This window comes from Tolypothrix sp. PCC 7601 (assembly GCF_025677855.1).
GTDB classification, from domain to species: domain Bacteria; phylum Cyanobacteriota; class Cyanobacteriia; order Cyanobacteriales; family Nostocaceae; genus Aulosira; species Aulosira diplosiphon.
In genome coordinates, this window is record NZ_CP064879.1 from 3,643,605 (window position 1) to 3,655,891 (window position 12,287).

Annotated in this window: 10 protein-coding genes; 2 read left to right on the forward strand and 8 right to left on the reverse strand. The window is 41.6% G+C overall.

The window, feature by feature from the left end:
* Positions 1 to 65: 65 nt before the first annotated feature.
* A complete protein-coding gene (locus tag HG267_RS15215; protein WP_045872077.1) occupies positions 66 to 791 on the forward strand; it encodes a phycobilisome rod-core linker polypeptide in 726 nt (241 codons plus the stop codon).
* A gap of 200 nt (positions 792 to 991) precedes the next feature.
* On the opposite strand, the gene HG267_RS15220 is transcribed toward HG267_RS15215, so the two are convergent.
* The 7 genes from HG267_RS15220 to HG267_RS15250 form a co-directional block, all read right to left on the reverse strand.
* A complete protein-coding gene (locus tag HG267_RS15220; protein ID WP_045872076.1) occupies positions 992 to 2,140 on the reverse strand; it encodes a cysteine desulfurase family protein in 1,149 nt (382 codons plus the stop codon).
* Between the two features lie 244 nt (positions 2,141 to 2,384).
* Positions 2,385 to 3,854 carry a D-alanyl-D-alanine carboxypeptidase/D-alanyl-D-alanine-endopeptidase gene (gene dacB, locus HG267_RS15225; protein ID WP_045872075.1) on the reverse strand — a complete coding sequence of 490 codons (1,470 nt, stop codon included), beginning with the start codon at positions 3,852 to 3,854 and terminating at the stop codon, positions 2,385 to 2,387.
* 486 nt (positions 3,855 to 4,340) lie between these two features.
* On the reverse strand, positions 4,341 to 4,808 hold the full coding sequence (locus tag HG267_RS15230) for a tellurite resistance TerB family protein (RefSeq protein WP_045872074.1): 468 nt from the start codon (positions 4,806 to 4,808) through the stop codon (positions 4,341 to 4,343).
* A gap of 325 nt (positions 4,809 to 5,133) precedes the next feature.
* A complete protein-coding gene (gene ilvB / locus HG267_RS15235) occupies positions 5,134 to 7,029 on the reverse strand; it encodes a biosynthetic-type acetolactate synthase large subunit (RefSeq protein WP_045872073.1) in 1,896 nt (631 codons plus the stop codon).
* Positions 7,030 to 7,461: 432 nt separating this feature from the next.
* Complete coding sequence (locus HG267_RS15240) at positions 7,462 to 8,724, reverse strand: MFS transporter (protein WP_045872071.1); 1,263 nt, start codon at positions 8,722 to 8,724, stop codon at positions 7,462 to 7,464.
* A 293-nt stretch (positions 8,725 to 9,017) separates the two neighbouring features.
* Entirely contained in the window at positions 9,018 to 9,620 is a 603-nt protein-coding gene (locus HG267_RS15245; RefSeq protein ID WP_045872070.1) for a hypothetical protein, read from the reverse strand.
* A gap of 98 nt (positions 9,621 to 9,718) precedes the next feature.
* Positions 9,719 to 9,916, reverse strand: coding sequence for a hypothetical protein (locus HG267_RS15250; protein WP_263420064.1), 198 nt, complete (start codon positions 9,914 to 9,916; stop codon positions 9,719 to 9,721).
* Between the two features lie 207 nt (positions 9,917 to 10,123).
* On the opposite strand from HG267_RS15250, the gene HG267_RS15255 reads away from it, so the two are divergent.
* Positions 10,124 to 11,242 (forward strand): ferrochelatase, encoded by a 1,119-nt coding sequence (locus tag HG267_RS15255; protein WP_045872068.1) that lies wholly within the window; start codon positions 10,124 to 10,126, stop codon positions 11,240 to 11,242.
* A 225-nt stretch (positions 11,243 to 11,467) separates the two neighbouring features.
* Here HG267_RS15255 and HG267_RS15260 read toward each other — a convergent pair whose 3' ends face one another.
* Entirely contained in the window at positions 11,468 to 12,157 is a 690-nt protein-coding gene (locus tag HG267_RS15260; protein WP_045872067.1) for a Uma2 family endonuclease, read from the reverse strand.
* Positions 12,158 to 12,287: the final 130 nt, after the last annotated feature.

Here is a 12,287-nt window from a genome sequence, read left to right on the forward strand (position 1 = left end):
TGACTCAAATCGATCGACCAATGCTGTGCTTTTTCATGTCAGCGAATAGCGTAAAGGTGTTTATCATGTCGATTCCTTTGTTGGAGTACAGTCCTTCATCTCAAAATCAGCGTGTTGTTGGCTTTGAGATCCCTGGTGAAGAAAAACCCAGAATTCACACAACCGACAATCTGCCATCACCTACTGAAATGGATGCTTTGATTTTGGCAGCTTATCGGCAAATTTTTCATGAACAGCAAATGCTGTCTAGTAATCGCCAAATCATTCTAGAATCTCAACTGAGAACAGGAATGATCACAGTTAGGGAATTTATTCGCGGATTGGTTCTATCCGATTCCTTTAGAAGGCTGAATTACGATGTTAACAATAATTACCGCTTTGTAGAAATCTGTGTACAAAGGGTTTTAGGGCGGAGAATTTATAGCGATCGCGAAAAATTTGCTTGGTCAACTGTTATTGCTACTAAAGGTATAGCAGGCTTCATTACAGAGCTGATCAACAGTGAGGAATATCTTGATAACTTTGGTGATCATACAGTTCCTTACCAACTGCGGCGGGTTTTACCCCAGCGTTCTAGAGGCGAGTTACCCTTTGAACGCATGGCACGCTACGGCACTGATTACCGCGATCAACTACCACGCAGAGGTTATATACCCATGAATTTACAAACTTTCCTACGTAGTCGTAACAGAGATTTGGTGTTGTCAATCGTCGGTTCTGGACTGGCTTTAATAGCAACCTTATCTTTGCTCACTTATTTTGGCTTGTTCCCACAGATTGGCCCGTTCTAGTAGTTCAACACACAAATATTGACAGGTATAGATTGGGTAAAGGGAAAAGGGCAATGGGGAAGGGTTTAAAAGCTTTACCCTTTTCCCCGCCTGTCAAAAAAACTTTGGCAGACTACTAGGGATTTATCACTAGCAGAGGGAGCAGAGGTGCAAAAGAGGATTTTTCTTTACCCTTATTCTATGTTCTCTGCACCCTTTGCCTACTGTGTCAATCTTTGCAAAACCTGCTTTAAAGCGATCGCAGTCCAATCTACATCTGCGGCGGTGGTTTCACGTCCCAATGTCAAACGAATTCCGCCCAAAGCTGCTTTTTCTGAATAACCCATTGCCAAAAGTATCGGGCTAGGGCTAAGTTTCCCACTATGACAAGCTGCACCAGCACTAATACCAATTCCGGCTAAATTTAATTGCCTGACTATAGTTTTACCGCTCAGTTTTTCGCCATCGGCGGATTCTAAACAAAAACTTAGATGATGGGGTAAACGATGCTCACTATCGCCTGTGGGAATTAAACCAGGTAGATCGACTAATTGAGCAAATAAGCGATCGCGTAATTGAATTAATCGCGGTGTTTCTTTTGGCATTTCTTGGGCTGCGAGTTCAGCTGCTACACCAAAGCCAGCAATGATCGGTACAGCTTGTGTTCCAGAACGTAGTCCCCTCTCTTGTCCTCCACCACCAAATAAAGGTATTAACTCTACACCCGGACGCACATACAACGCCCCCACACCTTGAGGCCCATATATTTTATGACTAGATAAGCTCAGTAAATCTACAGGCAATGTTTCCACATCAATTGGTAAACGTCCTACAACCTGTACTGCATCCGTGTGAAATAATACCCCATGATTACGGGCAATAGTTCCCAGTTCTGCGATCGCTTGAACTGTACCAACTTCACTTTGTCCATAAATTATCGATACCAAAACAGTATGAGGACGCAATGCGGCTGTTAAATCTTGGGGGTTGACTCTACCTTTAGCATCTACAGGTAAGCGAGTAACTTCCCAACCCCACATTTCCAGCAATCGCGCCGTTTCGGAAATTGCCGAATGTTCCACACTAGAAATAATTATGTGTTGCGGCACAGCATACAATCGAGCCACACCCATAATTGCTAAATTATCCGCCTCAGTGCCACCACAGGTAAAGATAATTGATTCGGGAACAGAGGCGTTAATTAATCCTGCAACCTGGAATCTAGCTTGTTCCAAAATTGTCGCCGCCCGATTTCCCCACTCATGTAAGCTGGAAGGATTCCCCCATTGTTGAGCGAGAACTTTTTGCATAACTGCGATCGCTTCAGGGCGGGTGGGAGTTGTGGCACTGTAATCTAGATATATTTGCATATCAAGGGATTGGGGACTGGGTAATGGGTAATGGGTAATTGGAACAAAGAAGATAGGAGAACAATAATTTATAACTCTTAATTCTTGACCAATAACTAATGACAAAAATGATTCATCTACTTTCCCCAGTTCATAATCATGACTACCTATATTGTCGCTCTAGTTAGTATCCCTGAATTTGCACAACCCCCATTAAGTTTAAAATTCTTTGGGCAATATTTCCTTGATTCCAATTATTTTTTTCTTAACAACGTTGCAACTGTGTTAACAACACCACAATGTCATCAATGGCTGGTCGCAAATTCCTGACTGGTTGTTCGCTTTGATTTACCATAATACTGAAAACTAAAGGTTCATATTTAGCCCCATTGACATATCCCGAGAGCGAAACCGCACCAGTTAATGTACCAGTTTTTGCTTGGACAATTCCTGCCGCAGGAGTATTGCGAAAGCGATTTTTTAAGGTACCACTTTTCCCCGCTACTGGTAATGCGGCACGATAAATAGCTGAGTTTGGTGTTTTGGCTATTAAACGCAAAGTTTGTACTAAAGCTTCAGGCGATATTAAGTTGCGACGTGATAACCCAGAACCATCTACTAAAAAATAAGTGGTGGGGTCAACTCCTAATTGGGTTAAACTCGTTTTAAGAACTTCTAAGCCAATATCAGCAGTAGTTTTATTTTGAACTCTGGGCTGTTTGATAGCTAATGCTCTTAGTAAAGCTTCAGCATAAAGATTATTACTATCTTCCAGAGTTATCTTAATTAACTCAGATAAAGGAGGCGAATCTACCGCCGCAATTTCCTGCTGATTACTACCACTATTTAATACTAATGTTTGTCCTAAAGTAATATTTTGCTTTGCTAATACAGTCCGAAAACTGCGTAAAAAATAATAGTTAGGGTCAACTACAGGTAAGGTTGCTAAATAAGGTTGAGAATCTTGTGATAATTGCCCTTGTATACGTAACACTGTTCCTGTTAAATCGCGGGTAATATTGATATTATTTTCTTGATTTTTGTTGACTGTAGTTGATTGATTAACTATCCGCCACCTTGCCGCTTCATTAGTATCATTCCAGGCAATTTGTAAAGGTTTACCTATGGTTTGTGGAATTAATTTCAAACTAAAAATATTTTCATTCAATATAAAGCTGCCAATAGGCGCACCATAATCTGACTGTACATCTTCCCATTCCCAAGTTGAGTTAACTATATCTCCTTGGATATAACTATCATCGGCAATTAATTGCTTAATTTGAGTAATACCTTTTCTTTGCAATTGCTGGGCTAATGTTTGCAATTGAGTATCGCTTAAGCTGGGATCTCCTCTACCAACAACACGCAAAACTCCATTAGCATTCTGATAAATAGAGGTACGAATTCGGAAATTTGCACCTAATTGCTGCAAAGCTGCGGCGGTTGTTAACAATTTTGTATTAGAAGCAGGAGTAAAATATTTTTGAGCATCCCGGCTGTAAAGTGTTTGCCCAGATGATATTGATTGTACTAATATCCCCCAGCGGACTCGATTAAACGAGGGACGATTGATTATAGCATCTATAGATGTTCCAAACTGGGCGGGACAAATGGCTTTAGTGGTAGATGCTGGTGCTATTGGTGTTGGTGTTTGGGCGGTAGCGGCTTGTTGGCTAATACTAATCTGAGTACCGAGAAGCAGTAACATTAAACCAACAGTAATTTTTTGAGTCATCACATAATACTAAAAACTATTAGATAATAATACAATTCAAAATTCCAAATTAAGAAAATCAAATTTTTCAAATGTTCCTTAGCTAGGATATAGGCCAATACGCTTGGGTTAAGAAAATTAATTGATAACAAAACCAAAAAACTAGTTACTCAACAAAAAAACAGAACAATAATTTTGGAGGGGGTTTAGGGGACGCAACCGTCACCCAATCGGGGGTTTGAGGGAGAATCCCCCAATTGAAAGAGCTTTTTTAATCAGTGACAAATCAATCACTAATAAGCTCAACCCAAGCGTATTAGGATATGGGCATAATTTTCGGGAATTGATATTAACAGTCAACCGTCAACCGTCATCATTTAAATAAAAAGCTCATGATTAGCAATTTAAACGCTATCATGAGCTACACACTTGAGTAATCTGCAATTGAACAAATGAACTAACGGATTAGTTAGGTAAATCCTGAATAATCAAAAAGCCAAAGAATTATTATTCATCGTCATATTCAGTTTCATCATCTTCGCCAAAAATTTCGTCGATAATCTGTTTTGCGCGTTTGTCAGAAATATTTAAGTCTTCTTGCAAGCTAGAAATATAATCTTGCTCAGAATCAGGTACTTCTTCATCAATCCCTACTACCAAAAGCGCAGTAATATAAGCAGCTTCGCAATAATCCTGATCGGGCAAGGAATCAATCGCTTGTGCTAATAAATCCTGTGGTGCTGTTGACTCTAGCAAACTATAAACTTTGTCTGTTAAGTTGCGGTAGTCTTCATCAGAGTAATTTTCAAATTGGGAAATTCCACTTAGCATTTCACTCAAAGCATACTCTTCTTCTATAGTTATTCCCTCACCATCTGACGCTGCGGACAAAAGTCCAATGACTGCGATCGCAACTTCTGGTTCTAAAACTACTGAACTACTAGTACGACGGTTGCTCAATTTGGGTTTAATCATAATTAACCTTTCAAAATTCCCTGATTGCTGGGCAGTTTATCTTTATATTGCTGATGGCGCATATTGGGAAAGAATTTTGTATTTCATACCAGAAATGCTACACACAGCTGCTTGAAAGCTATGGTTCCCACGAAAATTGCAAAAATAACAAATTTAGTAATTTGTTTAAAAATTTTTTCCCAAAAAAAAGCAGAGGATAAAATCCTCTGCTTTTCAGACGCTTTCCGCGCCTCTAATTTAGAAAGCTTCTTACTAAATTACTGAACAATAAGTGAGACTCCCCACTCATAACTCAGCACTCAGCACTCACAACTCAGCACTATATTTACAGTTTCGTCCCGCACTCAGAACAGAAGTTGTGTGTGGGCAGGTTTTTAGAGCCACAGTTGCTACAGTAAACGGGTTCTGTAGATGTTTTTGGTGATTGCTTGGGTAAGCCAATCATTTGGGCGTTATTTTTACCTGGGGCTACCATTGGATAGCAGTTTTCATCTCTGGTAACGCGTACATCTACAACTACAGGGCCATCATACGCCAGCATTTCGGCGATCGCATCTTGGAGTTCTTCCCGTTTGCGAATTACCATGCCTTTAATACCATAGGCTTTGGCTAAATACTCAACATCTGGCATCCCTACTTCCATGTTAGAGCAGGAGTAACGCTCACCGTAAAAGGCTTGCTGCCATTGGCGTACCATTCCCTGCCAACCATTGTTGAGAATTATAGTCTTGATATTTAGACCATATTGTGCAAGCGTACCCAATTCTTGCAAACACATTTGGAAACTCGCATCACCACTGATACAGATAACTTCTTCATCAGGGAATGCAGCTTTTGCTCCCATTGCTGCAGGTACACCAAAGCCCATTGTTCCCAACCCAGCGCTAGAAATCCAGCGACGGGGGCCATTTTTGAGGAATTGTGCTGCCCACATTTGATGTTGACCAACATCTGTGGTGTAGAAAGCATCGGGTGCTTGGCGACCGACTTCCACAATTACCTCTTGGGGAGAGATACTATCGGGATGTTGGGGTACAACGAGGGGATAATCTTCCCGCCAACGGTTAACCAGGTTTAACCATTCTTGGTTTTGGTTGGGTGTACCTTTTGTACCTGTGTGTTTGCAGCGACGCAGCAAGTCACTTAAGACATTTCGCACATCACCAACAATGGGTACATCTGGAACGCGGTTTTTCCCAACTTCGGCGGGGTCGATATCGATGTGAATGACTTTCGCTTTGGAAGCAAATTCATCCAACTTCCCAGTTACCCGGTCATCAAATCTCGCACCCACGCAAATTAACAAATCGCAATCAGTCACAGCAAAGTTAGCGTAAGCTGTGCCATGCATTCCCAACATACCCAAAGCTAGGGGATGATGTTCGTCAAAAATCCCGATTCCCATCAAAGTGGTGGTCACAGGGATATTGAATAACTCAGCTAGTTCCTTAACTTCTTCATGCGCTCCAGCTGCGATCGCACCACCACCGACATACAATAGCGGTCGGCGGCTTTCACTAATTAACTGAATTGCCGCATTGATTTGACGGGGATTGCCTTTAACAGTGGGACGATAGCCGCGTAATTTTACAGAACCTGGTTCTACTGGTACATAGTCAAATTCTTCTAAGGCTACATCTTTAGGAACATCAATTAATACTGGCCCTGGCCTGCCGGTGCTAGCAATATGGAATGCTTCTGCTACAATGCGCGCCATATCTCTAGGGTCACGCACTACATAAGAGTGTTTGACAATTGGTAAGGTAATACCGTAAATATCTGTTTCTTGAAATGCATCTGTACCAATTGAGGCCCGTGGTACTTGTCCAGTCACCACAATCATGGGAATTGAGTCCATGTAGGCGGTAGCGATACCTGTTACCAAGTTAGTCGCCCCTGGGCCAGAAGTACCAAAACACACTCCTACCTTACCTGTAGCACGGGCATAGCCATCAGCCGCATGGGAAGCACCTTGTTCGTGGCGTACAAGGATATGCTTAATGCCACTTGTTGCTTCCACCTTGTAAAGGTCATCGTAAATTGGCAAAATTGCGCCACCGGGATAACCAAAAATATACTCAACACCGTGACGCTGGAGGCTGTCCAAGAGGGCGAACCCGCCGGAGGCCCGTTGCGGTGTTACCACAGTCTTGATGGTTTTAGGCTGGGTGTGATTCTCGGTTTGGGGGGGACTGATTCGGGAAGGCGATCGCACTGTCAAACCTCTGAGAATAGCTAAGTTAATGCTTGGATTCTGTAATTAAGATTTCATTTTAATAGAAAAGTTTAATAAAATCCTTATATTCATATCTAATTTTCCCATCAGCTTAGGCCATAGGAAGATAATTTGTCTGGAATTGTTGACAAAAGGGATTGGGTATTAGGGATTGGTGACTAGGGACTGGCTAATTAGAAATAAGAAATAGTAAATAACGATTTTTAACACTAACTAATAGTATTTTCCTAAAATTAACTATCTTAAAAATATTGCTAAATAAAAATACTCAATTCTAGTCCCCAGTTCCCCAGACATCAATCCCCAGGAGTTCTGTAATTTTGAATTTTGAATTTTGCGGAAAGTTGCGTGCGGGGGTTCCCCCCGTTGAGCAAACTTTACAAGACGAATTTTGAATTGATTTGTCCCCAATCCCAACTAAATCACATCTTGCAATACTCGCCGAGTATTTTTCCAAGCCCAAACACCTACAGCCGCTACTATCACGCTCATGGCTACTAAGACAACGCGCAAACCAAGCATATCAGTTAACGGCCCGGTAATTGCTAGTGGTAAAGAAAGGGCAATATTCACCGCATGATTTTGGAAACCGAATACTTTACCATGCATCGTGGGTGGCGCTTGTTGTTGGATTAAAGTTTGCATCGGTACGCCTATTAAGGAAGCACCTACACCCAATAAGGCACAAAGTATCAATGCTAATAAAAGATTGTGGGTAAAAGTAAACACGCCTAAAACTAGCGCCATCAGTAAAAAGCCGATTAAGGGTAAGGGCTTGCCGTGTAATTTTACACCCCAGTGTCCCAAAATTCCTGCACCCAAAACCATCCCCACCCCGGCTGCGGCTAAGAAAAAGCCAAACTGCTTTTCTTTTAAGCCAAAGTCGGCTGCTAATCTAATTGTCAACACTGTTAAAGCTGCAAACACGCAATATAAGGTGACAAGTTGCAGCATGGCATTTAACACCAGGCGGTTTTTCTTCAAATAACGCAAACTCTCTGTAAACTCTGACCACAGATGAGGTGCAGCCTGATGCTCATGATTTGGCTTATGTTCTTTAAAATTAATCGGCTGCATAATTGCACCCGACAACAGATAAAGCCCACTCACTATTAATTCTTGACCGTATTCCTCTCCCAGAATATCTTTCGCCCAGCTTAACATTGGCTCACCAATAGCAAAGCCAACGATTAAGGCTCCCATCATTGTGCTGCTAAACAGGGCATTAGCTGCCATTAGATTCTCCCGTCGCACTAACAGGGGAATAGCAGCTTGTTCCGCCGGGGCAAAAAACTGCGTCACTGTTGATATTGCAAAAGTTAGTATCAAAAGTATCAAAAACTCTCGTGGTAAAAACGGAATCAGCAACGTTAAGAACCCACGTACCACATCCGAGCCAACCATAATTAACTTTTTAGGAAAGCGGTCAACAAAAATGCCACCCGCAGAACCAAACAAAATGGCTGGTACTGTAAAGGAGACCATCAATGTTGAGTACATTGAGTTTTCTGCCAATCCTGGTGGCGGTGGGTAGTTTTCCAGCAAGGCAATCATCAAAACGAAGAATACCTTATCTGCCAACTGGGAAACCAGTTGCCCAATCCACAGGAGCATAAAACTACGGTTTTTCAGCAGTGCGCCAAACCCGTTATTAACAGCAGCAGGTTCCGTTGGAAACATTTGATACTACGTAATGGGGACTAGGGTAGATGGGAGTAGGGGAGTGGGAGCGAAGAGAGATGAGGGAGATAAGGGAGATGGAGGAGATGAGGGAGTTAGGGACTTTCAAGTAGATAAATATCCCACCACAAGGGGAAGTTGGGGGAGAAAAACACTTTCATGCTTGGCGCTAAAACTTATTTTGCTTCCTTATCCTCCTCATCCCCTCATCTTCCTCATCTTCCTTATTTTTATCGCTCCTTTGGAAAATTTTCCCTATTTCTCACTCCCCTTTGCCCAGTTTATTTTCCGGACTATTTTTCTTCATAGCGCTGTAATAGCAGATGCACAAAATCAGAGGCACTTAAGCGATCGCTATTTTGGTACAATCCTAGGGACTGGTCGGTTAACACCCCTTGTATAGTTTGGGGCGATCGCCAAAGGGATAAATGGTCTACAGCTGGTTCTGCATAGAAGTTATTGTGCCCACTACCCAATAAAGACGAACTCCAATGGGTGAAATAATCATGGCTCATTCTGTGAATGGGAAAATCACCCCATAGTGGCACGCCCCATCCATCTACAGCAATAAAAGCTGTGACTGTACCCCCTAAAAGTTGCCACAACCGCGCTGCGATAATTGCTCCAACTACACCAGCGCTAAAGCTAATGAAGAACACGGGCGATTGTAACCTATCCTTTAAGCAATTGTGTAAAAATTGTAAAATTTTCAATGGCGATACGGTCAGTACACCCTGTTCAGGAAAAATCAGAATATTGTGAGCTGGATTTTGAGCAGGTGTGCGATCGCCCCTTGAGAGAAGCGCTACGCGATCGCTATTGAAATTGAAGCACCCTGAGATAAAACTTTCTGTCAATTCTGGCTCATGAATTCCAGGGCAAATAATAATATCCATTTATCTTGAGTCTCTGGTTCAGAGCTAGGGTTTAGCAATGCTGAATCCCTATTGGTTATAAATACAACATTAATATTGTAAGCAATTGGCTGAGAATTTCACCTCGGAAAGAATTGTTGAATTTCTTGAGTTTTGTTGACTGTTGACTGTTGACTGTTGACTGCTGACTGTTGACTGTTGACTGTTGACTGTTGACTGTTGACTGTTGACTGTTGACTGTTGACTGTTGACTGTTGACTGTTGACTGTTGACTGTTGACTGTTGACTGTTGACTGTTGACTGTTGACAGCCAACACAAAAATGTGCTGATTACGTAAATCCTGATTGATTTAAGTAAATTTTCTTGTCTAGATCCTAACGGTAGAGGTATAAGCAGCGTTGCTCCGTTATGATATTCGTAACTATCCTATCCCCCCGGATGGGATTTTATTTTACTCAGTCGGGAAATAATCAATTATTTCTTTGATACTTCTCTACATTCTGGTTATATTGAGGAACTCACTGTGGTAGCCACGCCGGAAAAAGTACAACATACCCACGAGCAATCATCACGTCAAGATAGAGTCGCCGTATTGCTCATGGGCTACGGCGAAGTCGAAAGCTACGAAGATTTCGCTAACTATAACGAACAGGCTTTAAATTTACTGACAGCAAAATTTGCACCAGTCCCTACTTGGATTTACCCACCCCTAGCAAAGCTTTTGGCGTTATTTGACCGTCATGAGTGGGGACATACGCATCACGATTTTATCTCCCCACATAATGCTATTTTTGAACAGCAACGGGCTGGAATTGAGAAGCGGTTACAAGAAAAGTGGGGTGAAGGCGTTCAAGTTTTCAAAGCTTTTAACTTCTGCGCGCCTTTTTTACCTAAACAAGTTTTAGCAGAGATTAAAAACCAAGGCTTCGACAAAATTCTGATTTATCCCCTACTAGTGGTTGATTCTATCTTTACTAGTGGGATTGCGATCGAACAGGTAAATAACGCTTTAGCTGAGATGGCTGAAGGTGAAGAACATTGGGTAAAAGGACTGCGTTACATTCCTTCTTTCTACAATGAGCCAGCTTATATTGATTTGATGGCGCATTTGGTAGAAGAAAAAATTAATGCTGATTTAGCAGCAACCTACCTCCCTTCTCAAATTGGGATTGTGCTGATGAATCACGGCTGTCCCCACAAAGCGAAAGGCTTTACCTCTGGGATTGTCGAAAGTCAAGCACTATATGACTTAGTACGGGACAAGCTGATTAATAAGTATCCTTTAATTTCTGTTGGTTGGTTAAACCACGACACACCGCTAATTGAATGGACACTACCCAATGCCGAGCAAGCAGCTAGTAACTTGATTCAATTGGGTGCCAAAGTCGTAATATTTATGCCAATTGGTTTTGCGACAGAAAACCACGAAACTTTATTGGATGTCCATCACATTATCCATGCTTTAGAGAAAAAGCATCATGGTGTGGATTATGTGCAAATGGCTTGTGTTAATGATCATCCAGAGTTTTTGGCGATGGCTGCACAATGGGCTGAGGATCACATTAGTGCATTAAGATCAGAGGAAGCTGTAACTGTTAATCCTCACTTAGATGGACATCATCACCATCACCATCATCATTAATTAGCAGAGAAGGTTTTTAAAGGCAGATAGAAGAACGCAGAGTACTGGTAATACTAATGGGTTAAGCGTTTTGAACCCAAAATTGGTTTTGGGGAAAAGGTGAAAGGTTAAGGGTTAAAGGTTTTTCCCTTTTCCATTCCCCTTTTTCCCCTTAACCGACAAGTATTGAGAGTACAGTTGATTTGCGTTCTTCTTTTTTATGTCTAGAAGCTTCTCCACAAGAATTTAGGTTAAATCGCCAAACTGTTCTCGATAACGAGAAAGCAGCGCTTCAAGTTCTGCAGCGCGTTGGCGTTCTTGTTCTGCTTGTGCTTCTGCTTCTATACGTTTATTAGTCTCTTGTTTCAGTGCGGCAATTAATTCATCATTTACCAACAATTTTTCACCATTATCTAGGCGATAAAAGCCAATCAGTTTTCCTTCTACGGCTAGACGTAGTTGTAATGCTTGGCTGCAACTATCGGTAATTGGCTCATAAATATCTCCTCTTAAGCGATAACCTTGCAGCTGTTGTGTAATCCATTCGCCTTTGGGATCAAATAACCAATATTCTTCTACTTCTAAGCCTTCATAAAGATTTTTCTTAGTGGTTTTGTCTTCTTCTTGAGTTCCTTTAGAGGTAAATTCAAAAATTACCTTTGGTACCTGTTTTTCTTCCCAAATTTTGTAGTTATCTCGTCCCCCAGGTTCAACGTCATAAATAACCATGACATCAGGTGCAACTCTTAATTTAGGGAAACCTTGGGCATAATACAAGAATTGATTAGCTAAAACTGTGGCGTGACGACCTTGAAGATATTGTCTGATGACTTCTAGCGTAGTTAAAATTGCATATAAATGGTCATAAGTTTCTGCCACAGGTTCTCCATCGCTGCTGGGATAAGTGATTCCTGATGTAGAGATAATGGTGGTCATATAGCCACTTTGAAGACTTTATTTATCTATTTTAGTAGGACTTACGCAAAAGTCACGGAATTACGTCATTACGAGCGTAGCGACGTAATCGCCTGATATCCTGGGATTGCTTCCCTACACTTCGTTCCGG

What these genes read in the sequence shown, in the direction of transcription:
- HG267_RS15230 (WP_045872074.1), bottom strand. Translation starts at nt 4,808, where the DNA reads ATGATTAAACCCAAATTGAGCAACCGTCGTACTAGTAGTTCAGTAGTT.
- HG267_RS15260 (WP_045872067.1), bottom strand. Translation starts at nt 12,157, where the DNA reads ATGACCACCATTATCTCTACATCAGGAATCACTTATCCCAGCAGCGAT.
- HG267_RS15215 (WP_045872077.1), top strand. Translation starts at nt 66, where the DNA reads ATGTCGATTCCTTTGTTGGAGTACAGTCCTTCATCTCAAAATCAGCGT.
- HG267_RS15240 (WP_045872071.1), bottom strand. Translation starts at nt 8,724, where the DNA reads ATGTTTCCAACGGAACCTGCTGCTGTTAATAACGGGTTTGGCGCACTG.
- dacB (WP_045872075.1), bottom strand. Translation starts at nt 3,854, where the DNA reads ATGACTCAAAAAATTACTGTTGGTTTAATGTTACTGCTTCTCGGTACT.
- HG267_RS15220 (WP_045872076.1), bottom strand. Translation starts at nt 2,140, where the DNA reads ATGCAAATATATCTAGATTACAGTGCCACAACTCCCACCCGCCCTGAA.
- HG267_RS15245 (WP_045872070.1), bottom strand. Translation starts at nt 9,620, where the DNA reads ATGGATATTATTATTTGCCCTGGAATTCATGAGCCAGAATTGACAGAA.